23 protein-coding genes are annotated in these 24,430 nt (G+C 65.6%); 13 read left to right on the forward strand and 10 right to left on the reverse strand.

What is annotated here, in order from left to right:
* Positions 1–75 precede the first annotated feature (75 nt).
* Positions 76–2,898: a [protein-PII] uridylyltransferase gene (locus QGV55_RS02460; RefSeq protein WP_281018456.1), complete on the reverse strand. Its 2,823-nt coding sequence runs from the start codon at positions 2,896–2,898 to the stop codon at positions 76–78.
* Positions 2,899–2,960: 62 nt separating this feature from the next.
* Between QGV55_RS02460 and QGV55_RS02465 the strand changes: the two genes are divergently transcribed.
* Positions 2,961–3,905 carry an LLM class flavin-dependent oxidoreductase gene (locus QGV55_RS02465; protein ID WP_281018455.1) on the forward strand — a complete coding sequence of 315 codons (945 nt, stop codon included), beginning with the start codon at positions 2,961–2,963 and terminating at the stop codon, positions 3,903–3,905.
* A 14-nt stretch (positions 3,906–3,919) separates the two neighbouring features.
* Here the strand turns inward: QGV55_RS02465 and QGV55_RS02470 are convergent, their stop codons facing one another.
* From QGV55_RS02470 to wrbA, 6 genes are all read right to left on the reverse strand, one after another.
* Positions 3,920–6,286: a xanthine dehydrogenase family protein molybdopterin-binding subunit gene (locus QGV55_RS02470; protein ID WP_281018454.1), complete on the reverse strand. Its 2,367-nt coding sequence runs from the start codon at positions 6,284–6,286 to the stop codon at positions 3,920–3,922.
* Positions 6,283–6,756, reverse strand: a complete 474-nt coding sequence (locus tag QGV55_RS02475; RefSeq protein WP_281018453.1) for a (2Fe-2S)-binding protein — start codon at positions 6,754–6,756, stop codon at positions 6,283–6,285. The genes QGV55_RS02470 and QGV55_RS02475 overlap by 4 nt, the downstream gene beginning before the upstream one ends.
* 3 nt (positions 6,757–6,759) lie before the next feature.
* Positions 6,760–7,617: an FAD binding domain-containing protein gene (locus QGV55_RS02480; protein WP_281018452.1), complete on the reverse strand. Its 858-nt coding sequence runs from the start codon at positions 7,615–7,617 to the stop codon at positions 6,760–6,762.
* Positions 7,618–7,768: 151 nt separating this feature from the next.
* On the reverse strand, positions 7,769–8,530 hold the full coding sequence (locus QGV55_RS02485; protein WP_281018451.1) for a DUF1223 domain-containing protein: 762 nt from the start codon (positions 8,528–8,530) through the stop codon (positions 7,769–7,771).
* Between the two features lie 102 nt (positions 8,531–8,632).
* The gene (gene acnA, locus QGV55_RS02490; protein ID WP_281018450.1) at positions 8,633–11,290 is read right to left on the reverse strand and encodes an aconitate hydratase AcnA; all 2,658 of its coding nucleotides are present in this window, start codon (positions 11,288–11,290) and stop codon (positions 8,633–8,635) included.
* 284 nt (positions 11,291–11,574) lie between these two features.
* The gene (wrbA, locus tag QGV55_RS02495; protein ID WP_281018449.1) at positions 11,575–12,177 is read right to left on the reverse strand and encodes an NAD(P)H:quinone oxidoreductase; all 603 of its coding nucleotides are present in this window, start codon (positions 12,175–12,177) and stop codon (positions 11,575–11,577) included.
* A gap of 202 nt (positions 12,178–12,379) precedes the next feature.
* Here wrbA and znuC point away from each other — a divergent pair, with 202 nt between their 5' ends.
* The 5 genes from znuC to QGV55_RS02520 all read left to right on the forward strand — a co-directional run bounded on the left by znuC (position 12,380) and on the right by QGV55_RS02520 (position 16,637).
* Positions 12,380–13,240, forward strand: coding sequence for a zinc ABC transporter ATP-binding protein ZnuC (gene znuC / locus QGV55_RS02500; protein ID WP_281018448.1), 861 nt, complete (start codon positions 12,380–12,382; stop codon positions 13,238–13,240).
* A complete protein-coding gene (locus QGV55_RS02505) occupies positions 13,240–14,052 on the forward strand; it encodes an iron chelate uptake ABC transporter family permease subunit (protein WP_281018447.1) in 813 nt (270 codons plus the stop codon). The genes znuC and QGV55_RS02505 overlap by 1 nt, the downstream gene beginning before the upstream one ends.
* Before the next feature lie 50 nt (positions 14,053–14,102).
* Complete coding sequence (locus tag QGV55_RS02510; protein ID WP_281018446.1) at positions 14,103–14,744, forward strand: DUF1007 family protein; 642 nt, start codon at positions 14,103–14,105, stop codon at positions 14,742–14,744.
* Complete coding sequence (locus tag QGV55_RS02515) at positions 14,732–15,766, forward strand: nickel/cobalt transporter (RefSeq protein WP_281018445.1); 1,035 nt, start codon at positions 14,732–14,734, stop codon at positions 15,764–15,766. Before QGV55_RS02510 ends, QGV55_RS02515 begins: the two co-directional genes overlap by 13 nt.
* A 73-nt stretch (positions 15,767–15,839) precedes the next feature.
* Entirely contained in the window at positions 15,840–16,637 is a 798-nt protein-coding gene (locus QGV55_RS02520; protein WP_281018444.1) for a DUF169 domain-containing protein, read from the forward strand.
* Between the two features lie 67 nt (positions 16,638–16,704).
* Here QGV55_RS02520 and argC read toward each other — a convergent pair whose 3' ends face one another.
* The gene (gene argC / locus QGV55_RS02525) at positions 16,705–17,766 is read right to left on the reverse strand and encodes an N-acetyl-gamma-glutamyl-phosphate reductase (protein WP_281018443.1); all 1,062 of its coding nucleotides are present in this window, start codon (positions 17,764–17,766) and stop codon (positions 16,705–16,707) included.
* A gap of 157 nt (positions 17,767–17,923) precedes the next feature.
* On the opposite strand from argC, the gene QGV55_RS02530 reads away from it, so the two are divergent.
* Positions 17,924–18,862 carry an AEC family transporter gene (locus QGV55_RS02530; protein WP_281018442.1) on the forward strand — a complete coding sequence of 313 codons (939 nt, stop codon included), beginning with the start codon at positions 17,924–17,926 and terminating at the stop codon, positions 18,860–18,862.
* A gap of 21 nt (positions 18,863–18,883) precedes the next feature.
* Here QGV55_RS02530 and QGV55_RS02535 read toward each other — a convergent pair whose 3' ends face one another.
* Positions 18,884–19,702 (reverse strand): class I SAM-dependent methyltransferase, encoded by an 819-nt coding sequence (locus QGV55_RS02535; protein WP_281018441.1) that lies wholly within the window; start codon positions 19,700–19,702, stop codon positions 18,884–18,886.
* Between the two features lie 65 nt (positions 19,703–19,767).
* Complete coding sequence (locus QGV55_RS02540) at positions 19,768–20,601, reverse strand: MBL fold metallo-hydrolase (protein WP_281018440.1); 834 nt, start codon at positions 20,599–20,601, stop codon at positions 19,768–19,770.
* A 174-nt stretch (positions 20,602–20,775) separates the two neighbouring features.
* Between QGV55_RS02540 and QGV55_RS02545 the strand changes: the two genes are divergently transcribed.
* The 6 genes from QGV55_RS02545 (at position 20,776) to QGV55_RS02570 (ending at position 24,420) form a co-directional block, all read left to right on the forward strand.
* Positions 20,776–21,534, forward strand: a complete 759-nt coding sequence (locus tag QGV55_RS02545; protein ID WP_281018439.1) for an enoyl-CoA hydratase-related protein — start codon at positions 20,776–20,778, stop codon at positions 21,532–21,534.
* Between the two features lie 24 nt (positions 21,535–21,558).
* Positions 21,559–22,062 carry a prolyl-tRNA synthetase associated domain-containing protein gene (locus QGV55_RS02550; RefSeq protein WP_281018438.1) on the forward strand — a complete coding sequence of 168 codons (504 nt, stop codon included), beginning with the start codon at positions 21,559–21,561 and terminating at the stop codon, positions 22,060–22,062.
* A 99-nt stretch (positions 22,063–22,161) separates the two neighbouring features.
* Positions 22,162–23,094, forward strand: coding sequence for a thioredoxin (gene trxA, locus QGV55_RS02555; protein WP_281018437.1), 933 nt, complete (start codon positions 22,162–22,164; stop codon positions 23,092–23,094).
* A 19-nt stretch (positions 23,095–23,113) separates the two neighbouring features.
* Positions 23,114–23,779, forward strand: a complete 666-nt coding sequence (locus QGV55_RS02560) for an LON peptidase substrate-binding domain-containing protein (protein ID WP_281018436.1) — start codon at positions 23,114–23,116, stop codon at positions 23,777–23,779.
* A 57-nt stretch (positions 23,780–23,836) separates the two neighbouring features.
* On the forward strand, positions 23,837–24,034 hold the full coding sequence (locus QGV55_RS02565) for a Trm112 family protein (RefSeq protein WP_281018435.1): 198 nt from the start codon (positions 23,837–23,839) through the stop codon (positions 24,032–24,034).
* Positions 24,034–24,420, forward strand: coding sequence for a DUF971 domain-containing protein (locus tag QGV55_RS02570; protein ID WP_281018434.1), 387 nt, complete (start codon positions 24,034–24,036; stop codon positions 24,418–24,420). The genes QGV55_RS02565 and QGV55_RS02570 overlap by 1 nt, the downstream gene beginning before the upstream one ends.
* Positions 24,421–24,430: the final 10 nt, after the last annotated feature.

A 24,430-nucleotide genomic window follows, 5' to 3' on the forward strand; every position in this document is an offset into this window, starting at 1 on the left:
GGGTCTGCGCGTGCCCGGGGTCCTGAACATTGCCGAACTGATGCTGGCGGTTCCGTGCCCGCCAACGGAACCTGCCTAGCGCTTTGTCGCCTTCTGCGCCTTTGGTGTCTGCTTGGTTGCTGCCGGCTTCGCGGCCGCCGATTTCGCAGGCGTAGCCGCAGCCGGTGCCGCTGTCGTCTGCTGGATCGCCTCGATCAGGCGCTGGCGGATGCGTTCGTGGCGGTTGGGGTCGTCGATCTTCAGGCCGAACATGTCGCGGACATAGAAAACGTCCACGGCGCGCTCGCCGTAGGTGGCGATGCGGGCGCGACCGACGTTCAGGGACAGATTGAACAGCGCCCAGGCAACATCGTGGATGAAGCCGGGGCGGTCGCGGCCATTGACCTCGATCACCGTCCAGGTGTTGGAGATATTGTTGTCGATCAGGACGACCGGCTCGACCTTGAAGACCCGGGTGCGTTCCGCATAGCCCGGCTTGCGTTCGGCTATGACGCCGCGCGGCCTGACCTCGCCCGCCAGCGTCCGGGCAACGGCTTCGCGCAGCTTGTCCAGCCGCTGCGGGTCGGACAGGGCGTTCTCGTCCATGTCCTGCACGATGAAGGTATCCACCGCCATGCCGTCATGGGTGGTGGAGATGCGGGCATCGACGATGTTGACCCGCGCCACGGCCATGGCGCCGGCAATGCGACTGAACAGGCCCGGATGGTCGGCCGCATAGACCAGTATCTCCGTCATGGCCTTGAACTGGTCGGAGCGGGTGGCGATGGCCAGTTGTTCCTGGTTCTGGTCCGCCTTGCGCATGACCCCGGCGTGCCAGGCCTGGGTATCGGTATCGATGCCGAGCCAGTAGCCATCGTAGAAACGCTCCGTATGCGCCTCCAGATCTTCCGCCGACCAGGTGTTGAGGACTTCGGCCAGGGCTTCTTTCGCCGCCGCGACCCGCTGCTTCGGACCCCTGGCGCGCATGTCGCCTGACAGGGCCTCCTCCGCCCGGTAGTAGAGATCGCGCAGCAGCTGGCCCTTCCAGCCGTTCCAGACTCCGGGACCGACGGCACGAATGTCGGCTACGGTCAGGATCAGCAGCAGGCGCAGCCGTTCCGGGCTCTGCACCAGGGCCACGAAGTCCTGGATGGTCTTGGCGTCGGACAGGTCACGCTTGAAGGCGGTTGCCGACATCAGCAGATGCGCGCGCACCAGCCAGGCCACCATCTCCGTCTCGCCCGCACTGAAGCCGAGGCGCTTGCACAGCTTCAGCGCCACCTTCTCCCCCAGAACCGAATGGTCACCGCCACGGCCCTTGGCAATGTCGTGCAGGAAGACCGCCATGTAGAGCACTTCGCGCGACAGCACCTGGTGCACGATCTCGTGGCTCAGCGGATGCTCCTCCGCCAGCCCCCCCTGCTCGATCTTCCAGACCAGCCCGACCGCGCGCAGGGTGTGCTCGTCAACCGTGTAATGGTGGTACATGTCGTGCTGGGTCTGCGCCACGACCCGCCCGAAGTCGGTGATGAACTGGCCCAGGATACCGGCCTCGCTCATCCGCCGCAGGTGGGTCTCCGGGTCCTTCCTGGAGGTCATGATGTCCAGGAAGCAGCGGTTGGCTACCGGATCATTGCGCACCGCGCGATTGATCTTCTTGTGGTGACGCCGCAGCAGCCGGTGGGCATCGGGGTGAATGTCCAGATCGTTCGCCTGTGCCACCTGGAAGATGCGCAGCATGGCCACAGGGTCCTCGGCGAACATCTCCTCATCCTCGACATTCAGCCAGCTGCCTTCCGCCACGAAGCCGTCGATCTGCTTCGTGCGCAGGCCGAAGCGGGGCAGGCGGAACAGCGGCTTCTTCTGGTTCTCCGCCTCGATGGAGGAGCAGATGACCCGCGTCAGGTCACCGATGTCCCGCGCCACCAGATAGTAATGCTTCATGAAGCGCTCGATGGCCTGCGCACCGGCGCGGTCCGTATATCCCAGGCGGGTTGCCAGTTCGGTCTGCACATCGAAGGTCAGGCGCTCTTCGGGCCGGTTGGTCAGCAGATGCAGGTGAAAGCGTACCGACCAGAGGAAGCGCTCCGCCTTGACGAAGCGCCGGTACTCTGCGGCAGTCATGATGCCCCGTTCCACCAGGTCACCGACGTCGGCCACCTTGTAGACGTACTTGGCTATCCAGGTCAGGGTGTGCAGGTCGCGCATCCCGCCCTTGCCTTCCTTCAGATTGGGCTCGTTGACGTAGCGCGAGTCGCCGAAGCGCTGATGGCGCTCATCGCGCTCCGCCAGTTTCAGTTCCACATATTCGGTGCCGCTGCCCTGCACCACGTCCTTGCGGAACCGCCGTTGCAGTTCCAGGAACAGGTTCTGGTCGCCGAAGATGAAACGGGCTTCCAGCAGTGCGGTGCGGATGGTCGTGTCCTGCTTCGACAGGCGGATGCAGTCGTCGATGGTGCGCGTCGAGTGGCCCACCTTCAGCTTCAGGTCCCACAGCATGTAGAGCATGTATTCGATCATGCTCTCCGACCAGGCGGTCTGCTTGTAGGGCAGCAGGAACAGCAGATCCACATCCGACTGCGGCGCCATCTGGCCCCGGCCATAGCCGCCGACCGCGACGACGGACATCTGCTCGCCGTCGGTCGGATTGGCCGCGTGAAACACGTCGTTCAGGGCGTGGTCGTAGAGCAGCCGGATGATCTGATCGACCAGAAACGCCATCGCCCGCGCTGACTGGTCCCCGGCCTCCCCATTCACGAAACGCTGCTCGATCGCCGCGCGGCCTTCCTCCATCGCTTCGCGCAGTTCGGCGAAGACGGCATTGCGCAGATCCGCCTCCTGCTTCTCGGCGAGGCTGGCGATACGGGTGCCCACGGCACGGCGGTCAATGATCTGTCGGCGATTGCGAACCTGTTCCATGCGGCGCAACATACAGCAACATTCAAGTAGACCAAATGACTGCGATCCGGGGAGGGTGAGCCATGTCGATGACGCTGAACGAGGGGTTGAAGCTGGGGTTCATGGCGCGGATGTCGACCCGCGACGAAGCCGTCGCGGTGGTGGACCTGGCGGACCGCAACGGCTTCGACTCGCTCTGGCTGGGGGATCACCTGGTCTTCGCGGTGCCGATCCTGGATCCGCTGATCCAGCTTGCGCAGGCTGCGGCCCTGTCGGACAGGCTGACCGTGGCGACCGGTGTCTACCTGCTTGCCCTGCGGCACCCGACGCCCACCGCCAAGATGGCGGCGACGCTGGACCACATCTCCGGCGGGCGCTTCATCTTCGGCACCGGTGTCGGCGGTGAGTTCCCGGGGGAGTTTGCCGCCGCCGGGGTGCCGCACAAGGAGCGCGGCGCCCGAACCTCCGAATCCATCGAGGTCATCCGCAAGCTCTGGTCGGGGGAGGAGATCACCCACAAGGGCCGTCATTTCGAGCTGCCGCCGACGCGGATGCTGCCCGCCCCGGTGCAGGCCGGTGGCCCGCCGATCTGGGTCGGCGGACGCTCCCCCGCCGCGCTGCGCCGGGCGGCCACGCTCTCCGACGGCTGGATCTCGTATGTGGTGACACCGGAGATGTTCGCCGAGTCGCTGGCCACCATCCAGGCCAACATGGCGGAGGCCGGGCGCAGCGTTGACGGCTTCGGGACCGGTCACCTGCTGTTCTTCCGCATCGACGATGACTTCGACACCGCCTGGGACAAGGCGACCGACCACCTGTCGACCCGCTACGCCATGGATTTCCGAAAGCCCGCCAAGCGCTATGCCGCGCTGGGCACGCCGGAGCAGGTGGCCGAGAGCGTGCGAAAGTTCCATGCCGCAGGTGTCCGCCATCTGGTGCTGGACCACACCGGCCCGCTGGACGAAAGCCACGCCCAGCTTCAGCGCTTCGCGACGGAGGTGAAGCCGCTGCTGGCCGACCTGCTCTGAGGCGTGCTGCCGGCTCAGGCGGACTGCAGCGTGTTCTCCACCCAGACCGGGCTGATGTGATGGTGCTGCAGTTCCGGTTGCCTGCCGTCGATCAGAGCCATCACCTTCGGCGGCGTCAGCGGCAGTGAGGAGACCTTCGTGCCCGTGGCGTCGGCCACGGCGCAGGCGACGGTGGCACCGACATTCAGGATCGGCACTTCTCCTGCGCCCTTCGTCCCCAGCGGACCGCAGGACGGTGCGCCTTCATAGAGGTCGAACTCCACCGGGATGACGTCGGCTGCCAGGGGAAGGTGATAGCTCTCGAACCCCTGCTGGTCAAAGGCACCGCTGTCATTGATGGTGATTTCCTCATGCAGGGCATAGCCCAGCCCCTGCGCGACACCGCCCTGGATCTGGCCGTGGATGGCGCGGGGATTGAGGGCGCGGCCGACATCCTGCACCACGCGGTAGGCGAGGATCTCGACCTGACCGGTGTCGGGATCAATGGCCAGTTCGCAGTCATGCACGGCGAAGACCGGCAGGTCGATGGCGTCCAGGAAATGCCCGGCAACACAGCCCGGCAGCGCGGAGACCGCGCCGGGGGCAGTGAAGGATCCATTGCCGGAGACGGGGCCTGTCCGGCTTTCCACCTCCGCGATCACCTGCTGGATGGTGGTGCCGGTACCGGGGCGTCCGGCGATCTCGATGCGGCCATCGGCGAGCACCAGTTCGCTGCGGTCGGTCTGCAGCATCTCGCTGGCGACATCCAGCAGCTTGGCCTTCACCTCCTCGCAGGCGGCGACGCTGGCGGCGCCTATGGAAACCGTGGTGCGTCCGCCGCCCACACCCAGATCGCGACCGGCGGCGTCGGTGTCGGCTGACTTCACGATGACCTGCTCCGGTGGGATGCCGAGACTGGCTGCCACGATCTGCGGCAGGGCCTGCATCATGGTGCCCTGTCCGATCTCCACGCCCGTCGTGACCAGTGTGGCGCTGCCATCGGAGTTCAGGTTCACCGTCGCGGCAGACAGGCCGACGAAGATGAACCATGTGCCGACCGTGGTGGCTCGGCCATAGAGCCTTCCGTCAGCCAGCGCCTTCCTGTCGCCGGAGCTGGCGCGCAGTGCCTCCATGCGGTCGATCATCGGGCCCAGCACGTTGCCTTCGAACACCTGGCCGGTGGAACCGAGGTCCTTGTCACCCAGCACGTTGCGGCGGCGGAATTCAAGGCGGTCCATGCCGATGGCATCCGCGATCTCGTCGGTGTGCCGTTCCAGCGCGAAGGTGTTGTAGACGCCGTTGCAGGCGCGGAAGGCCCCGTTGGGCGGCGTGTTGGTATAGATGGCGCGGCTGGAGAGGCGGGCCGTGCCGAGCCTGTAGTTGCCGCCCAGCGTGTGTGCGGTCATGGATGTCAGGAAGACCTGTTCCCCGCCATAGGCCCCGCAGTCCATCAGCACGGTGGCTTCCCGTCCGACGATTTCCCCCTCCTGTGTGACGGCGGAGCGGATGCGGATCTCGGCATTCTCGCGGGAGAGGCAAGTCATCTGCTCCTCCCGGCGGGAATTGACGATCGAGACCGTGCGACCCGACATGCGCGCCAGGACCGCGGCGCAGGGTTCGATGGAGGCATCGAACTTCAGCCCAAAGCCGCCGCCGACGGCGGGCACGGTGACCCGCACCTGCGATTCGGGTACCCCCAGCGCGCGGGCAGTGACATCGCGGACGGTCCATGGGACCTGGGTGGAGGTGTGGATGTGGAAACGCCCGTCCTCGTAGGAGACCACAGCCGCGCGCGGTTCGAAGGGCACATGACTCTGCCGTCCGACCTGATAGCAGCCCTCCACGATGGTGACGTCCGGGCGGGCGAAGGCGGCATCGGAGTCGCCGCGCGTCACGGTGGCTTCCCAGGCCACATTGCCCTGCCGCACCGAGCCTTCCGCCAGGACCTCGTAGCTCTTCCAGTCCGGGTGCACCAGCGGCGCATCCTCGGCCAGAGCGGCGGCCATCGTGGGCACGGCGGGAAGCGGGGCCAGCTCCAGCTCGATCACGGCCAGCGCGGCCCGCGCCTGATCCAGCGTGTCGGCGGCCAGTGCCACGATGGGTTCCCCGTGATAGCGGATGGCATCCCTAGCCAGCAGCGGGTGATCGGCAATGCCTATGCCGTACAGGCCCGGTGCATCGTCGGCGGTGGCGATGGCGCGGACCCCCGGCATCCGGCGGGCAGGCTCCACATCCAGCCGCACGATGCGCGCCGAAGCCACCTCCGCGCGCAGCAGTACGGCATGGATCACTTCCGACCCGCCGACATCGGTGGTGTAGCGGGTCCGGCCGGTGATCTTGTCCTGCGCATCCCGGCGCGGGAAGTTCATCACGGCCTTCTCGGCATGGCCTGCGTCGGTCATGGCGCTGCCACCTCCTGCCCTGTCACGGAAAGGGCTGCATCGATGATGCGTTCGTAGCCCGTGCAGCGGCAGGCATTGCCCGAAAGTTCCGCCTTCAGTGCCGCGCGGGTCGGCTGGGCTGATGTCTCCAGAAAGGCGCTGAGGGTCATGACCATGCCGGGAAAGCACATTCCGCACTGCACCACATCATGATCCAGCAGCGCCTGCTGCACGGCGTTGAGCTGCGCGCCGCCACCGGCAATGCCCTCGATCGTCGTGACAGCCCGCCCGGCCAGCGTTCCCACCGGGATCAGGCAGGATACCATGGGTTCGCCATCCACATGCACGGTGCAGGCACCGCAGAACCCCTCCCGGCAGACGGACTTGGCCCCGGTCAGGCGCATGTGGTCGCGCAGCACATCGATCAGGGGAGTGCGCGGGTCGCCGGTGAAGGTGCGTTCCTCCCCGTTGACGCTGAGAGTCACGCTCATGGATCAGTCCTCTCTTTCGGCAAGCGCCGTGAAGACACGGGCCACCAGGCCCGGCAGAACCCGCTCCCGGTACCAGCCCGGTGCGTCCGTGGCATCGCGCCCGGTGAAGTCGCCGGCACGGGACGCGGAGATGGCCTTCATCCTGTCAGGGTCAGGCCGTTCGCCGACCAGCGCGGCCTCCAGTTCCGGCCAGCGGCGGGCAGTGGCCTCGACGGCACCCACAGCCACGGCGGCATCCGCGATGGTGTCGTCCGCCCCGGTGGCCACGGCGATGCTGACATGGGCAACCGGATACTCCCCCGCCTGGCGCAGCGTCAGGCGCGCATGGGCGCTGCGTCGGGCATGGCGGGGCAGGATGATGCGTGTGACCAGGTGGGTGGGGGTGATGTCCCCACGCTGCGCCAGGAATGCCGCGACGGGCATGATCGCGATGCCTTCCTGGTTCTGAACCTCGATCTCCGCGTCCAGTACCAGCAGCGGCGGAATCAGGTCCGCCGGGGCAAAGCCGGTGGTGCAGAGGTTGCCGCCGATGGTGGCCATGCGGCGTATGGCAGGCGTGGCGGACGATCCGGCAGCCATCGCCAGCGCCCGCAGGTCGGCGCAACTGTCCAGGGCGTTGGCGATCCGCGCATGGGTTGCCAGACAGCCGATGGACGCCTGCTCCGCATCGACCTGAATCTCGTGCAGCGCGGAAATACCCGCCAGGCTGACATAGGTCTGCGGCGGTGTCTCGCAGCGCACGGGGGCGCGGCTGATCCATGTCGCGCCGGCCAGCGCAACGCCGGTCCCGTTCAGGTCCCGCAGCAGGGAAACGGCCTGCGCGATGGTGGCGGGGGTGAGAAAACTGCTGCCTGCTGTCATGTCCACTTGACGGCCAACCCTTGTCTGACGGCGCGCGCGGTCATGGGAACGACCGCCGGAATGCCGAACTGATACAGCGGCGAGTATTCGTCAGTGCGGACAGGGGAACAACGTCAAGCGACGCGCAGTGCGCCGTAGGCATGTCTAATGGTCAGTTGGCGCCAACCCGCACCGCCCCCAGGATCGGGCCGAAGCCGTCGGCCTGGACGATGACGGCGCAGCCGTCACGGCCCTCGGCCCAGACGGCCTGCATGTCCACCGGCAGGCTGAGGGCCGACGTGCCGTCCCAGGTGCCGACGCGCTCCATCTTCCGGACGACATTGTAGTAGGCAAGCGTCTTGCCCCGGTTCTCGCCGCGCTGGATATCGACATCGTGGCGATTGTCGAAGGCGACAAGCCAGATGGTGGCGGGCGTTTCGAGATCGGCTGGCGCCAGATCGACGACCCACTGGCCCTTGCCTCGGCCCTTGTGGGTCGAGACGCTCACCATCGGGCGGCTGGCCGTGGCCTCGATCGCGGCCTCCACCGCACGCTTGTCGTGGCCGACGACCTGCTCCTTGCCGCCGATCACCAGTTGCGGGGTATAGACGTAGCGTCCGCCGACGCGACTGACGTAGCTGCGCTGGCGCTGCCCCGACTCCGGCATCGCGAAGGTGTCGTGCCAGCCGATGTAATCCCAGTAGTCGACGTGAAAGCTGAAGCCCAGCACATCGTCGCGCTTCACCAGTTCGCCCAGCAGTTCATCGGCAGGGGGACAGGAGTTGCAGCCCTGGCTGGTGAAGAGTTCCACCACGACCAGGGGGTGGTCGGCCGCGCGTGCATCCGGTGCGGCCACCAGCATGCCAAGGCCGGACGCCGCCAGCATGAGGGCAGCGGTGATGCCGCGACGTGCGCGACCGGGGAGTCTGTTCAATAGGTGATTTCGCATGCTGCGAAGGTAGGCGGCGGACGAGGGGGCGACGAGTCACTTGTCAGTGAAATATCGCCCCCTCGCGTTTTCGTTACACCGCCTTGATCAGGCCGCGAGCCTGCGCAGCACGTACTGCAGGATGCCGCCGTGACGGAAGTAATCAACCTCGTCGAGCGTGTCGATGCGGCAGAGCAGGTCAACCTCGACCGTCGAGCCGTCCGCGCGCTCGATCACGCAGGGAACATTCATGCGCGGCTTGATGCCGTCGGAGATGCCCTTCAGCGTGACGATCTCGTCACCGGTCAGACCCAGCGTCTTGCGATCCGTCCCCTCCGGGAACACCAGCGGCAGGACACCCATGCCGACCAGGTTGGAACGGTGGATACGCTCGAAGCTCTCCGCGATCACGGCCTTGACGCCCAGCAGGTTGGTTCCCTTGGCCGCCCAGTCACGCGACGAGCCCGTGCCATATTCCTTGCCCGCGAAGACGACCAGCTTGCGGCCCTCCTCCGCGTACTTCTGGGCGGCGTCATAGATCGACATGGTCTCGCCCGACGGAATGTGGCGGGTCATGCCGCCTTCCACACCCGGCACCATCTCGTTGCGGATGCGGATGTTGGCGAAGGTGCCGCGCATCATGACCTGATGGTTTCCGCGGCGGGAGCCGTAGGAGTTGAAGTCACGCGTCGGAACCTGGTTGCCGCTGAGATAGCTGCCGGCCGGGCCGTCCGCCTTGATCGAACCGGCGGGGGAGATGTGGTCGGTGGTCACCGAGTCGGCCAGGATCGCCAGGATCCGGGCATTCTCCACATCCTCGAAGCCTTCCGGCGGGTCCAGCTTCATGCCTTCGAAGTACGGCGGATGCTGCACGTAGGTGGAGGTCATGTCCCACTCGTAGGTCAGGCCGCCACTGCTCTGCACCTTCTGCCAGTCCTCGTCACCGGCGAAGACATTGCCGTAACGCTCCTCGAACATCTCCGGCAGCACGCAGCTCCGGACGGTCTCGACGACTTCCTCGTTGCTCGGCCAGATGTCCTTCATGAAGACATCGTTGCCGTCCTTGTCCTGACCCAGCGGATCATTGAACAGATCGACCTTCATCGACCCGGCAATGGCGTAGGCCACTACCAGCATGGGGGAGGCGAGATAGTTCGCCTGCACATGCGGGTTCACGCGGCCTTCGAAGTTGCGGTTGCCCGACAGCACCGAACAGGCCACCAGATCGTTCTCGCTGATGGTGTTCGCGATCGGATCCGGCAGCGGGCCGGAGTTGCCGATGCAGGTGGTGCAGCCATAGCCGACCAGGTTGAAGCCGAGCTTGTCCAGATCGTCGGTCAGTCCGGCCTTCTCCAGATAGTCGGAGACGACCTGGCTGCCGGGGGCGAGCGAGGTCTTGACCCATGGCTTCACGGTCAGTCCCAGCTTGGCCGCGTTCCGTGCCACCAGTCCGGCACCCAGCATGACGCCGGGGTTGGAGGTGTTGGTGCAGGACGTGATGGCGGCAATGACGACGTCGCCATGGCCGATATCATAGTCCGCGCCCTTCACGGCAAACCGCGCATCCGGGTTGGAGACGCCGAACACGTCCTTCTCCGCCTTGGAGAAGGCGGTCGCTGCGGTCGACAGCGGCACCCGGTCCTGCGGGCGCTTCGGCCCTGCCAGGCACGGTTCCACGGTGGAGACATCCAGCTCCAGCGTATCGGTGAACACCGGCTCCGCATCGTCCAGCCACAGACCCTGTTCCTTCGCATAGGCTTCCACCAGCTCGATCAGTTCGGCCGGGCGGTTGGTGGAGCGCATGTAGGCCAGGGTCTCGTCATCGACGGGGAAGAAGCCGCAGGTGGCGCCATATTCCGGTGCCATGTTGGCGATGGTGGCCCGGTCGGCGAGGCTCATCTGGCTGACGCCGGAGCCGTAGAACTCGACGAACTTGCCGACAACGCCGCGGGCGCGCAGCATTTCGGTCACGGTCAGCACCATGTCGGTCGCAGTGGTGCCTTCCTTCAGCTTGCCGGTCAGCTTGAAGCCGACGACTTCCGGAATCAGCATGGAGGTCGGCTGGCCCAGCATCACGGCCTCCGCCTCGATGCCGCCAACACCCCAGCCCAGCACACCCAGGCCATTGATCATGGTGGTGTGGCTGTCGGTGCCGACCAGCGTGTCGGGATAGGCGACCGTGCGGCCGTCCTCTTCCCTGGTCCAGACGACCTTGGCGAGATATTCCAGGTTCACCTGATGGCAGATACCGGTTCCCGGCGGCACGACGCGGAAATTGTCAAATGCCTGCGATCCCCACCGCAGGAACTCGTAGCGTTCCTTGTTGCGCTGGTACTCCAGATCGACATTGGTCTTGAACGCGGTGTTGTTGCCGAAGGCATCCACCATGACCGAATGGTCGATCACCAGATCGACAGGGTTCAGCGGATTGATCTTGTTCGGGTCGCCGCCCATCGCCTCGATGGCGGAGCGCATGGCGGCAAGGTCGACCACGGCGGGCACGCCGGTGAAGTCCTGCATCAGCACGCGCGCCGGGCGGTAGGCAATCTCCTGCCCCTTGGCGCCCCGGTCGTTCAGCCAGCCGGCCATGGCCTTGACGTCATCGACGCTGACCGTGCGGTCGTCCTGGAACCGCAGCAGGTTCTCCAGCAGCACCTTCAGCGATTTCGGCAGGGCGGAGATGTCACCCAGCTCGGCCTCGGCGGCCTTCAGGCTGAAATAGTCAATCTCCTTGCCGCCAACATTAAGCGTGCGGCGTGTCTTCAAGCTGTCCAGACCCACAAGCCAGCTCCTCTTCCCAAGAATTCATGAAACCCGAACCATCGACGGGCGACCCCCCATGCGGACGCCGGTGCCGGAATCCGGCCTGCCGTGTCGTCCCGCAACAGTCGCTCGCGTCGATAATAGACGAAGCAGTATCCGTATTCTTGCAATATTTACGTGACGTTCGGCAAGTCGGGCAGGGAAGTTTCCGTATCCCGGGGCCATGGAAAATGCCGACCGCGCCTGTTTGACGCGACCGGCATCCCCGGTTCCGGCGCTTCGGAACCTCAGGCGGACAGCTTTGCCGCCGTGCGTGCCACATGCGCACCCTGGAACCGCGCACCCTCCAGCTCGACTTCGGACGGCTGACGCGATCCGTCGCCGTCGGCGAGGGTCGTTGCACCGTAGGGCGATCCCCCCTTGATCTCGTCGAGGCCCATCTGGCCCTGGAAGCTGTAGGGCAGTCCGACGATGACCATGCCCTGATGCAGCAGCGTGGTGTGGAAGGACAGGATGGTGCTTTCCTGGCCGCCGTGCTGGGTGGCGGAGGACGCGAAGACACTGCCAACCTTGCCCACCAGCTTGCCCTGCACCCAGAGGCTGCCGGTCTGGTCGAGGAAATTGCGCATCTGCGCGGCCATCATGCCGAACCGGGTCGGGGTCCCGAAGATCACCGCATCATAGTCGGCGAGTTCCGACGGCTCGGCGACTGGGGCAGCCTGGTCGAGCTTGATGCCTGCGTTCCGTGCCGCCTCCTCCGGCACCAGTTCCGGCACACGCTTGACGGTGACTTCCGTACCGTCGACGGAGCGCGCGCCGTCTGCGATTGCATTGGCCATGCTTTCGATATGGCCATAAGAGCTGTAGTAGAGCACCAGTACCTTGGTCATTGTCCCGGATCCTTCCGTTGGGATGTTCGATGGAAATCCATCTGGTCGGGACCGGTCCATTTGGCAGGGGTGCGCCGACATTGCTGACGGGGCAAACATTTCGGCAGTGGTGAAATGGTGTCTAATGAATTGAATTTGCTTGTGTTTCCATGCCGTAAACAATCTGTTGCGTGGAACATGGCTTGACGTGCGGGGCAGCAGGATGGGCGCAGCAGCCGTGATCGGCGGACAGGAGAACCACGGTGGCGACCGCCGCCTGCTGGCCCGTGCGCAGGCACTGGAGGTCCAGTTCGGCGGGCGCGCGGTACTGAGCGGCGTCGACATGGACATCGCGGCCGGAGAGATCGTGACCATCATCGGCCCGAACGGGTCCGGCAAGACGACCCTGGTCAAGGCCCTGCTCGGCCTGATCTCCGTGACGCAGGGCAGCGCCCGACTGATGCCGGGCACCCGCATCGGATATGTCCCGCAGCGTTTCGGCGTCGATGCCGTCCTGCCGCTTCGGGTCGACCGGCTGATGACGCTGACGGCGCCAGCCTCCGCCAGCGCCATCGGTGCGGCGCTGGAACGTGTGGGCGTGGCGCATCTGCGGCGCGCGGATGTCGCCAGCCTGTCGGGCGGCGAGACGCAGCGGGTGCTGCTGGCGCGGGCACTGCTGCGGCAGCCGGACCTGCTGGTACTCGACGAGCCGGTGCAGGGGGTGGATTTCGCGGGCGAGGCGGCGCTCTATGCACTGATCGGTGAGTTGCGTGACGAGATGGGCCTGGGGGTTCTGATGGTCTCGCATGACCTGCATGTGGTGATGGCTGCGACCGATCAGGTGCTTTGCCTGAACGGCCACATCTGCTGTGCCGGGGTGCCGTCGGACGTTTCCCGCCATCCCGAGTTCCTGCGTCTCTTCGGGCGTCAGGCCGCGGCCACGCTGGCCGTGTACCGGCATGAACACGATCACGACCACGACCTGCATGGACATGTGGTGGCCGACGAAGCGGACGGTGATCACGCGCCGGACCCTCACGGGCACGGTCACCATGCCCACCATTCGCATTCAGGGCATGAGTGATGCTTGATGATTTCCTGTTCCGGGCGCTGCTTGGCGGCGTGATGGTGGCGCTGGTCGCGGGACCACTGGGTTGCTTCGTGGTCTGGCGGCGCATGGCCTATTTCGGCGACACCATGGCCCATTCCGCGCTGCTGGGTGTCTCGCTCGGGCTGCTGCTCTCTATACAGCCGGTCATCGGTGTCGCGCTGGTGGTGGTGATCGCTGCATTTGCCCTGTTCTGGCTGGAACGGTTCCGGTGGCTGGCGAGCGACACCGCGCTCGGCATGCTGGCGCACGGCAGTCTCGCCGTGGGCCTGGTGGTGGCCTCCACGGTGCCCGGCCTGCGGATCGACCTCATGAGCTATCTGTTCGGTGACATCCTTGCCATCGGACGCCAGGACCTGATCTGGATCGCCGCCGGTGTCGCGATCACCATGCTCGCCCTGGGCCTGATCTGGCGGGATCTGCTGGCTGCGACCGTACAGGCCGACCTGGCGAAGGCGGAGGGCGTGCCGGTGGGGCGGGTCCGTCTGATCTTCGCCCTGCTGGTGGCGCTGCTGATCGCGGCGGCGATGAAGATCGTCGGAATCCTGCTTGTTACAGCCCTGCTGATCATTCCGGCAGCCGCCGCCCGCCGGGTGAGTGGCTCGCCGGAAGTCATGGCGCTGGTCGCGGCATTGCTGGGGGCGATCTCGGTTGGCGGGGGACTTGGTCTGTCGCTGTGGATCGATTCACCCTCAGGCCCCAGTATCGTCCTGGCCGCGATCATTCTCTTCGTGCTGGTGCTTGCCGGAACAGGTCTGGTCGCAGGCGGCACTGACAGGCGGCGCTGAAAACCTGTAGAGTGCGGAAATCACGCGCACATCTGCTCTGGGAGGGGCAAATGCGGTCAAGATCACTCGCTGCCATCGTTCTGTTGCTGGGGACCGTTCTGACCGTCGGGGTGCGGGCGCATCCCCATGTCTGGATCGACAGTTCGGCGACGTTCCGGTTCGATGCTTCCGGGCAGGTCCGCGCCGTGACGCTCATCTGGCGCTTCGATGACCTCTATTCGGCCTTCGCCATCCAGGGGGCCGACGGGAACCGCGACGGTGTCACCACGCCGGAGGAACTGACCGAACTCGGCAGCATCAATGTCGAGTACCTGAAGCAGTGGAACTATTTCACCAGCATTCTGGCGGATGGGGTGCAGGTTGCCGTCGGCACGGTCGACAGCTTCAGCAATGTGAACGATGACGGCATCCTGACGTTCAGTTTCACGCTGCCTCTGGTCACGCCGGTTGATCCCCGCCAGCAGCTGCTGCGCATGTCCAGCGTCGATCCCAGCTACTACATCGCGTTCCAGAATGACGCGGAGCGCCCGGCCGTGGCCACCGGGGACATGCCGCCGGAATGCAAGGTCGCGACCTATGGACCCGAAGAGACGCCGAAGACGGTCAGCGACTCCCTGGCCATGAGCCTGGCCGCGGATCAGAACTGGGCCTCCAGCTTCGCGCCGAAGGTGGCGATTGAATGCACCGACTGATTTCCAGGTGCCTGCCGCTGCTGCTCCTGCTCGGCTGGCTCGGATTTGCGGGTTCGGCGGCGCTGGCGCAACAGGCCTCGCCCTTCCAGATGCCCGGCAAGCCCGCGGCCGCGGAGCCCGCCAGTGAACCTGGCATGTACGAGCGACTCATGTTCCAGGTCCGGCAGGTCCAGTCGGAACTCTATCGCGAACTCTCACTTGGCGTGCGCGCCCTCAAGAAGGACTACAGCCTGTCCACGGCATGGGGCCTGATCGCGATCAGCCTGCTCTATGGTGTGTTTCACGCCGTCGGTCCGGGACACGGCAAGGCCGTCATCACCTCCTACCTGCTGGCCAACGAGCGCGCGGTGCGTCAGGGCATCGTGCTTTCCCTGCTCTCGTCGCTGATGCAGGGGGTCACGGCGGTGGTGCTTGTCGTGGGCGGGGCATGGGTCTTCGACCTCGCCGGGCAGCGTCTGCTCGACAGCGCCTGGTCGATGGAACAGTTCAGCTTCGGCCTGATTGCCGCCGTCGGCCTCTACATGATCTGGCAGGTGCTGACCGGTCGCGGGCATCATCACCATGATCATGACCACCATGAGGGACACGGTCATGACCACGACGGGCATGATCACAGCCACAGCCACGGTCACGATCATGGGCATGTGGCGCTGCCGCCAGCCAGTGGCGACGGGCAGGGGCTGACGCTGCGCCGGGCCGTGCCGATCATTCTGGCCGTCGGCATCCGGCCCTGCGGCGGGGCACTGATCGTGCTTGTCTTCGCATTGACGAACGGGCTCGTGTTCGCCGGCATCGGAGCGACCTTCGCCATGTCGCTGGGTACCGGCCTGACGGTCTCCGTCCTTGCCATCCTGACGCTGACATCGAAGGGCCTGGTGCTGCGCTTCGCCCGGCGCGACATGTCCTGGGCGGGGCGGATCGAGACCGGGCTGCGACTGTTCGGCGGCCTGGCGCTTCTGGCCTTCGGTGCGCTGTTCCTGCTGGCAAGCATGGGTGCCCCGCGCTCACCCTTTGGCATCTGAGCCTCGTCCGGCTTGCTGCACAAGGTATCTGCCCGTCATACTGCCCCGGTCAATCTCGGGGAGGATGAAGGACATGGCAGACACCGCCTGGAATGTAACGGAACCGGACACCTATGACTGGAAGGCGATCGTCGATGGCCTGAACCAGTATCTCAGGCTCCGCACCACACCCATCGGCATGAAGCTGTTCCGCACGGTGGAGGAGATGGAGGCGATACCCCGCATCCGTCGCCCGCGCGCCATCCACACGACTGATCAGATCGTCGGGCAGGCATCCCGGCTGGGCTGGACCGTCGGCATCACGATGGCGGATCTGGTGGGGGCGCAGTGCGGCGCGGTCATCGGCCTGCGTCCGCAGGATGACGAATGGCAGTCGGGTCGCGGCATGGTCGGCGTCTGGTACGAGACGGAGACCGATACACGTGCGCACCAGGGGGCGATGAATGTGGTTCCTGCCGGTCAGTACGAGGCCATGGCCTGCTCCCCGCTGGTGGCGGGGCGGCTGGACCCGCCGGACATTGCGCTGATCTATGCGACCCCGGCACAGATGATCCTGTTCATCAACGGCCTGCAGTGGGCCGGATACAGGAAGCTTGACTGGGCCTGCGTGGGGGAAAGCTCCTGCGCCGACAGCTGGGGCCGTGCGCTGAGCACCGGTGAACCCAGCCTGTCGATTCCCTGCTTCGCGGAGCGGCGCTATGGCGGCGTCATGGAGGATGAGCTGCTGATGGCCATCCCGCCGAAGTTCCTGCCCAAGGTCATCGACGGACTGGCACACCTGTCCGGCAACGGCCTGCGCTATCCGATCCCGCAGTACGGCATCCAGATGGATGTCCGCGCCGGCATGTCGGCGTCCTACGGCGACCGGTAGACGGCTGAAGATACCGCGCTTTCCACTCCTGGGCGCACGTCGCGCCGCAGGAGCGGAAAGGCAGGTTTCAGGGGAACAGGGCGATCTGTTCGATGCCCGTGGTCTCGGGGAAGCCGAACATCAGGTTCATGTTCTGGATCGCCTCACCCGATGATCCCTTGACCAGATTGTCGATCACCGCGACGACGATGGCGCGGCCCGGAATGCGGTCGGCATAGAGGCCGATCTGGCAGTAGTTCGACCCCCGGACGTTGCGGGTGGCGGGGGAAACACCCTCCGGCACCACATTCACGAAGGGTTCGTCGGCAAAGCGGCTGGTGAGGGTCTGGCGCAGGTCGTCAACGCTGGCCCCGCCCACCATGCGCACGTAGCAGGTGCACAGCTCACCCCGGTTCATCGGCATCAGGTGCGGCGTGAAGTTGACGTGGGTGTCGGCGCCGCCCGCAGCCTTGGCAATCTCCTGCTCGATCTCCGGTGCATGCCGGTGGGTGCCGACGGAATAGGGATGAATGCCCTCGCCGACCTCACAGAACAGCAGGTTCTCCTTCAGGCCGCGCCCGGCACCGGAAACACCGGACTTGGCGTCGATGATGACATCGGCCACATCGACCTGCCCGGCGGCGGCCAGCGGCACCAGACCCAGCAGGGCGGCGGTGGGATAGCAGCCCGGATTGGCCACCAGCCGCGATGACCTCACCCCTTCGCGATAGAACTCAGGCAGGCCATAGACGGCCAGGGGCTGGATCTCCGGCGCATAGTGCTCATGGCCGTACCATTCCGCATAGACGGCGGTATCGTCCAGCCGGAAGTCGGCGGAAAGGTCCACGACCCGGATGCGGTCATTCTCCGTCAGGATCTGTTTCACGATGTTCTGCGTCGTGCCATGCGGCAGGCCGCAGAAGACCACATCCGCATCGGCGGTCGGCCAGTCGATCTCGTCGATGCTGACCAGTTTCGGCAGGTCCAGGCCGATCAGATGCGGAAAGACCTCCGCGATCTGCTTGCCCGCGTGGCGGTCGGCGGTCATGAAGCTGATTTCGACATTCGGATGGCGGACCAGCAGTCGCACCAGGTCGCCGCCGGTATAGCCGCTTGCCCCCAGAATGCCCGCCTTGATCATCTTGGCCATTGTTCCTGTCCCGAATTGTCCGCTGCGTTCGTGCAGCCGCCGGGTTTTACGGGACTGCAGGGCAGTGTTGCAAGCGGCCACTGCCAATTCCCTCCCGCACCGATTCCGACTAGGTTCCGCCGCACCGCGCTGAAGCGGCCCTCTTGCCGGAGCCCGGATGGAACCGATCCTGAATATCGTGCTGCCTGTCTTCGCCATCGTCGGCGCGGGATACCTGTGTGGTGTGCGCGGCCTCCTGGGGGAGGACAGTTCGGTTGCGCTGAACCGTTTCGTCTACTGGGTGGCGCTGCCCGCGATGCTGTTCCGGGCCATGGCGACGGTCGATCTGGCGCAGGTCTACAATCCTGGCTTCTTCCTGGGATTTCTCGGCGCTGTCGTGCTGATCGGGGTCATCACCACGGTCGTGGCCTGCCTGCTGTTCCGGCGCAATCTGGCGGAGGCGGCGATCCATGCCATGAACGGTGTCTATGGCAACTCCGGCTACATGGGCATCCCGCTGGCGCTGACCGCGTTCGGGGACGCCGCCGCGCTGCCCGCGATCGTGGCCACGGTCATCAATACCGCGCTGGTGGTGGGGGTCGCCATCTTCCTGATCGAGTTCGGGACCAAGGGCGGCGGCAATCCGTTCCGCGTACTGGGCAATGTGCTCTCCGCCATGGCCCGCAACCCGATGCTGGTGGCACCGGTCCTGGGCCTGTGCTGGGCGGCGACCGGCGTCAGCCTGCCCGTGCCGGTCGATTCCTTCACCAATATCCTGGGGGTCGCGGCGGGACCCTGTGCGCTGTTCGCCATCGGCCTGTTCATGGTGGGCAAGCCCCGCAGTGAGGGGCGGGTGGAGGTCGGCGTGATGACGCTGACCAAGCTGGTGGGTCAGCCTCTGGTCACGGCACTGATGGTGCTGGTGATCCTGCCGGTTGATCCGCTGTGGGCCAAGGTCGCGATCCTGATGGCGGCCCTGCCGACGGGGGCGGGCAGCTTCGTGCTGGCGCAGGCATACGGCGTCTATGTGCTGCGCACCTCGTCGATGATCCTGACCAGCACGGTACTCTCGGTCGCGACGATCTCGGTCTATTTCATCTTCTTTCCACCCGGTTGAGGGGGGCGGTGACGGCAGCAGTCAGGCGGTGATGGCCCACAGGCTGCTCTCCAGCACCGGGACCGGGCGCGGGATGAAGCCTGCCAGCCGCGCGACGTCGTCGGCCATGTGGTCAAGGCAGTAGCGGCTGCCGAACAGGACGCGCAGCCTGCCGCCACTCAGCAGCGGTGCCACCCCGTTCTGTTCGTTGTAGCCGCGCAGGGCCCAGCTCCGCGGATAGCCGCCCGGCAGGAACATGTCGTGGATGTGGACCAGCACACCGGCGGGCAGGGCGGGAATGACATTGTTCAGCAGGTGATCGACATCGCTGCCGGGCATCAGGATGTGGCTCGAATCGATGGCCAGCAGATCGCCCGCGACCAGATCGGCGAAGCTGTCTGCCGGTGCCGCCTGAACCACTGTCTGCCGGATGCGGATGCCCAGGTCGTGAATGTCGGCACGCGGTGCCGGATCGATGGCCAGCATGTTGACAGGGTAGCCGCCGTCGTCCGCCGCGCGCTTCATGAAACGGGTCGAATGCCCCGACCCGACCTCGACGATGCGGGCAGGGCGGTGATGACGCACCATGCAATAGGCCGCCGCCGCGTCGAGACCGCCGAACCAGTCCTGCAGCCAGCGCGGCCGGGCCGTGTCATCGGTGGCCGAGATCGCCAGCAGGTCTTCCCTGTACCCGCTGATCACCTGCAGCAGGTTCAGGCAGTCGCCCCGTGCGGCGTGAAAGAGGTCAGCAATTGCGGGATAGGCGACCACAGGCGCCGGTGCAGGTGTCACCACCTCCGCCGCGTGGCGATAGGGGATGAACCAGCCCTGCACGTCACCGTTCAGCGTCGCCTCCGCCATCGTGCGAACGCGTGTGGCGAAGTCGGGCTTGCCAGCGCCGGTGCCAGTGGTGCTCGATCTGGTGCTCAGGGCTCGATCACCATGCCTTCACGGGCAACGATGGAGCCGGGCCGAGCGCTCTCCACATCCCTTGCCACACCGTCCATGAAGTCGTCGTCATGTTCCGGGTCGTGGTGGAAAACCACGTAGGTCTTCGCATTTGCCTCATCACACAGGCGGACGCCGGCCTCCCAGGTGCTGTGGCCCCAGCCGACGCGGGTCTTGTATTCCTCGTCGCTGTAGCTGGCGTCGTAGATCACCACATCGGCGTCGCGCAGGAACTCCACCAGAACGGGGTCATTGCCTTCGCCGGGATGCTCCGTATCGGTGATGTAGCAGATCGACTTGCCCTCGAACTCCACGCGATAGCCGCTGGCGTTGTTGGGGTGGATCAGGGGGGCCGTGCGTACAGTGATGCCGTCGCCCAGGTCCAGCGTCTCGCCGGAGCGGAAGTCGATGTAGTCGATGTTGGCATTGAAGATCGCGGGCGGCACCGGAAACAGGGGCGCGATCATCATGTCTTCCAGCACGCTGGACAGCGTGTGGTCGGGCAGCAGATGTCCGGCCCAGACACGAAAGTTCCAGCCGGGCACGAAGAACGGCACGAAGAACGGCAGGCCACAGACATGGTCGAAGTGGGTGTGGGTCAGGAACATGTCGGCCTGGTGCGGCTTCTGCTGCGCCATCTTCTTGCCCAGGTAGCGGATGCCCGAACCGGCATCGAACAGCAACGTCCGGTCGCCCGCCGTGACCTCCAGGGACGAGGTATTGCCGCCATAGCGGATCACATCCTGTGCCGAGCAGGCGATAGAGCCTCTTACGCCCCAGAACCGTACCGAGAATTCATTTTGATCGGCCAAGTGGCTCCCCCGATGAAGGTGCGCGGACCATTTGAATGATGGCTTGCAGGCGCCCGTGGACAGTGCGCCTGTCCTTCGACTACGTATACTGTGCTTTTGGACAGGAAAAGCCAAGAAACTGCGACGGTATGCACATACCGGTCGGGTTTTCGGCCACCGGGGGGAGAAAGACACGTGGATCCATTGCAGGTCACACGAGAGGGCGGTGTTGTCACCCTGCGGCTGAACCAGCCGGAGAAACACAATGCGCTGGATCTGGCAGCCATGCGGAACCTGACCGACACCCTGAACGACCTCGGCTCCGACAGCACCATCCGTGTGCTGGTTCTGACCGGGGCGGGGGAGCGGACGTTCTGTGCCGGCGCCGACCTGACTGGCGTGGACGAGAACTTTCCCTGGTGGGAGAACCCGCTGGACACGATCTCGTCGCGGCTGGAGGCATTGCCCTTCGCGACCGTCTGTGCCCTGAACGGCGCCGTCTACGGCGGTGGAACCGATCTGGCGCTGGCCTGCGACTTTCGAATCGGCAAGACGACGGCACGGACCTTCATCCCGCCGGCGCGCTTCGGCATCCACTATCCGATCAACGGGCTGCGCCGGGCGCAGGAGCGGATCGGCATGTCGGCGGCCAAGCGGCTGTACCTGGCCGGTGAGACCTTCGACGCGACCGAAATGAAGGCCTGCGGCTTTCTGGATCATGCCATTGATCCGGATCAGCACGCGGACTTCGTCACCAGTTACGTGGCGGAACTGGCGGCGATGGCCCCCCTGGCCGTCAAGGGGATGAAATACGTCCTGAACGCCAGCGCGCGGGGCAACCTGGACTATGCCCGGGCGATGGAGGGGGTGCGTGAGTGCTTTACCTCCGACGATTTCCTTGAAGGACGTGCCGCCATTGCCGCGAAGCGCAAGCCGGTCTTCAGGGGCACCTGAGTCCGCCATGGAAGGAGAGACCTGATGCCCGCAACGCGCGCAGACCTGCAGGCCCGCCTGGATGCCCTGGGGATCACGACGGAAACCATCGAGCATGAGGCCGTGTTCACGGTCGAGGAAGCCAAGGCCCATCGTGGCCAGATGTCCGGCGGCCACATCAAGAACCTGTTCCTGAAGGACAAGAAGGGCGGCCTGTGGCTGGTTGTCTGCCTGGAGGATCGCGGCGTGGACATGAATGCCCTGTCGAAACGGCTGGGGGCGCCCCGTTTCAGCTTCGGCAAGCCGGACCTGCTGATGGAGGTTCTGGGCGTGGAACCCGGTTCCGTCACGCCCCTTGCGGTCATCAATGACCCCGAGGGGCGGGTGAAGCTGATTCTGGACGCGGACCTGATGCAGCACGATCCGGTCAACGCCCACCCGCTGGTCAATACGGCGACGACGCGGATCGCGCCCGCCGACCTGCTGACGTTCTGCCGCGACTGCGGTCATGAGCCGGTTCTGAGCCAGATCGACGAGCGCCAGGACTGATTGGCCCAACCCGCGCATTGCCCTTCACCGCCGAACCCCCTACATCTTGGCCAGCTCCGCCGACCGGGGCCGGGATTGACGTGCAGAGGTAGGACAGACATGGAAACCATCATCGGACAGCCGCAGGGACAGGCACCGGGGCAGGCCGCCGCAGCGGACCTGATCAAGGACAGTTCCATCGCGACCTTCATGGAGGATGTGATCCAGGCATCGCAGGAAGTCCCCGTGCTGGTGGACTTCTGGGCGCCATGGTGCGGCCCCTGCAAGCAGTTGACCCCGGTTCTGGAGAAGGTCGTGACGGAAGCGGGCGGCAAGGTCCGCCTGGTCAAGATCAACATCGACGAGAACCAGGAAATCGCGCAGCAGATGCGCATCCAGTCGATCCCGGCCGTCTTTGCCTTCAAGGGCGGACAGCCGGTCGATGGCTTCATGGGCGCGCTGCCCGAAAGCCAGGTGCGGGAATTCATCGACAAGGTGGCCGGTGGTATCGGCCCCAGCCCGGAGGAACAGTTCCTGGAGGCCGGTACGGCGGCGCTGGAAGCAGGCGACGGCGAGACCGCAGCCGGTGCCTTCGCGCAGATGATCCAGGCCAATCCCGAAAGCCCGCAGGCCTTTGCCGGGCTGATCCGGGCCTATGTGCTGATGGGTGACTTCGACGGTGCCCAGCAGATCCTCGACCAGGTGCCGGTGGCGATTTCCACCCATGGCGAGATCGCCGGAGCGAAATCCGCGCTGGAACTGGCGCAGCAGACGAGCGATCCGGCCGCGATGCAGGAAGTCAGCCGCCTCGCCGCCGCGCTGGAGGCCGCGCCCGACGACATGCAGCTGCGGTTCGACCATGCCAATGCCCTGCTCGCCGCCGACCAGCGCGAGGAAGCGGTGGCGGAACTGCTGGAATGCTTCCGTCGTGACCGCGACTGGGAGGAACAGGCGGTTCGCAAGAAGCTGGTGCAGCTCTTCGAAGCCTGGGGCAACAAGGATCCGCTGACGCTCAAGTCCCGTCGGCGCCTCTCGACCCTGATGTTCAGCTGAGGCCGGGGAGGTCGCACGCATGGCCAATCCGGATCGCCCGACCGGGCCGGAGAGCCTGCCGGAGCGAATCGCGATCTTTCCGCTGCGGGGCGCCATCCTGCTGCCTGGCGGGCGGCTGCCGCTGAACATCTTCGAACCGCGCTATCTCGCCATGACCCGCGATGCGATGGCCGGTGGCCGGTTGATCGGCATGATCCAGCCGCGCGAGACGGACGAGGAAACCTACACGCCGCCGATCTATGGCATCGGCTGTCTGGGCCGCATCACCGAATTCGCGGAGACGGGCGACGGGCGCTACCAGATCGCGCTCACGGGCGTCTGCCGGTTCAGGGTGGCACAGGAAGTGGCAAGCGACACGGCCTACCGACAGGTGCTGGCCGACTATTCCGATTATCCGGAGGACTTTGGCGAGGAAGAGACCGCGGGGCGCAGCGTTGACCGCCAGCGTCTGGTGGGCAGCCTGCGGATGTTCCTCGACCGGCAGGGGCTGAAGGCGGACTGGGAAGCTGCGGAACGGGCGAGCGATGTTGCGCTGATCAATTCGCTCTCGATGATGCTGCCGCTCGACCCCAGCGAGAAGCAGGCCTTGCTGGAGGCTGCGAATGTGCCGGAACGCGCGGATATACTGACGACGCTGATCGAGATGTCGCTGATGGCCGGCGATGGTGACTCGCCGGTGCAGTGAAACGACCGGCCTGGCCGGATGGGAACCGCCCCTCAGGGGCAGGGCATGGGGCAAGAGATGACACAGAACACGCTGGACCCGAAGCTGCTGGAGATCCTGGTCTGCCCGCTGACCAAGGGGCCGCTGGACTATGACGCGAAGGCACAGGAACTGATCAGCCGCCGTGCCGGTCTGGCATTCCCCGTGCGCGACGGCATCCCGATCATGCTGGTGGATGAAGCCCGCAAGCTGGACGACGCCGAGGGCGCCGCCTGATGACATCCATGGAGATGTATGATCAGGCCGGGCGGCCACAGCCGACCGAAATCCGTCTGAAGAAGGCGGAGAAGGTGCTGGAGATCGATTTCGAGGACGGTCGCAGCTTCGTGTTTCCCGCCGAGTTCCTGCGGGTCGAAAGCCCGTCCGCTGAAGTGCGCGGCCACAGCCCGACACAGCGCCAGTGGGTGCCGGGAAAGCTGCATGTCGGCTTCGAGAGCCTGGAATCTGTCGGAAACTACGCTGTCCGCATCCGCTTCGACGACGGGCACGACACCGGGATCTACTCCTGGGGTTTCCTGTATGAATATGGCGACCAGTACGAGCAGATCTGGGACCGCTACTGCGAGACCCTGGACGAAATGGGCCTCAGCCGGGAGCCCTGATCAGCGGCCC

Source organism: Minwuia sp. IMCC3009 (assembly GCF_029909415.1).
In the GTDB taxonomy this organism is placed as follows: domain Bacteria; phylum Pseudomonadota; class Alphaproteobacteria; order Minwuiales; family Minwuiaceae; genus Minwuia.

What these genes read in the sequence shown, in the direction of transcription:
- QGV55_RS02510 (WP_281018446.1), top strand. Translation starts at nt 14,103, where the DNA reads ATGCGGTCAAGATCACTCGCTGCCATCGTTCTGTTGCTGGGGACCGTT.
- QGV55_RS02570 (WP_281018434.1), top strand. Translation starts at nt 24,034, where the DNA reads ATGACATCCATGGAGATGTATGATCAGGCCGGGCGGCCACAGCCGACC.
- QGV55_RS02560 (WP_281018436.1), top strand. Translation starts at nt 23,114, where the DNA reads ATGGCCAATCCGGATCGCCCGACCGGGCCGGAGAGCCTGCCGGAGCGA.
- QGV55_RS02460 (WP_281018456.1), bottom strand. Translation starts at nt 2,898, where the DNA reads ATGGAACAGGTTCGCAATCGCCGACAGATCATTGACCGCCGTGCCGTG.
- QGV55_RS02515 (WP_281018445.1), top strand. Translation starts at nt 14,732, where the DNA reads ATGCACCGACTGATTTCCAGGTGCCTGCCGCTGCTGCTCCTGCTCGGC.
- trxA (WP_281018437.1), top strand. Translation starts at nt 22,162, where the DNA reads ATGGAAACCATCATCGGACAGCCGCAGGGACAGGCACCGGGGCAGGCC.
- argC (WP_281018443.1), bottom strand. Translation starts at nt 17,766, where the DNA reads ATGGCCAAGATGATCAAGGCGGGCATTCTGGGGGCAAGCGGCTATACC.
- QGV55_RS02480 (WP_281018452.1), bottom strand. Translation starts at nt 7,617, where the DNA reads ATGACAGCAGGCAGCAGTTTTCTCACCCCCGCCACCATCGCGCAGGCC.
- QGV55_RS02465 (WP_281018455.1), top strand. Translation starts at nt 2,961, where the DNA reads ATGTCGATGACGCTGAACGAGGGGTTGAAGCTGGGGTTCATGGCGCGG.
- QGV55_RS02565 (WP_281018435.1), top strand. Translation starts at nt 23,837, where the DNA reads ATGACACAGAACACGCTGGACCCGAAGCTGCTGGAGATCCTGGTCTGC.
- QGV55_RS02535 (WP_281018441.1), bottom strand. Translation starts at nt 19,702, where the DNA reads ATGGCGGAGGCGACGCTGAACGGTGACGTGCAGGGCTGGTTCATCCCC.
- QGV55_RS02475 (WP_281018453.1), bottom strand. Translation starts at nt 6,756, where the DNA reads ATGAGCGTGACTCTCAGCGTCAACGGGGAGGAACGCACCTTCACCGGC.
- wrbA (WP_281018449.1), bottom strand. Translation starts at nt 12,177, where the DNA reads ATGACCAAGGTACTGGTGCTCTACTACAGCTCTTATGGCCATATCGAA.
- QGV55_RS02530 (WP_281018442.1), top strand. Translation starts at nt 17,924, where the DNA reads ATGGAACCGATCCTGAATATCGTGCTGCCTGTCTTCGCCATCGTCGGC.
- znuC (WP_281018448.1), top strand. Translation starts at nt 12,380, where the DNA reads ATGGGCGCAGCAGCCGTGATCGGCGGACAGGAGAACCACGGTGGCGAC.
- QGV55_RS02550 (WP_281018438.1), top strand. Translation starts at nt 21,559, where the DNA reads ATGCCCGCAACGCGCGCAGACCTGCAGGCCCGCCTGGATGCCCTGGGG.
- QGV55_RS02470 (WP_281018454.1), bottom strand. Translation starts at nt 6,286, where the DNA reads ATGACCGACGCAGGCCATGCCGAGAAGGCCGTGATGAACTTCCCGCGC.
- QGV55_RS02505 (WP_281018447.1), top strand. Translation starts at nt 13,240, where the DNA reads ATGCTTGATGATTTCCTGTTCCGGGCGCTGCTTGGCGGCGTGATGGTG.
- QGV55_RS02520 (WP_281018444.1), top strand. Translation starts at nt 15,840, where the DNA reads ATGGCAGACACCGCCTGGAATGTAACGGAACCGGACACCTATGACTGG.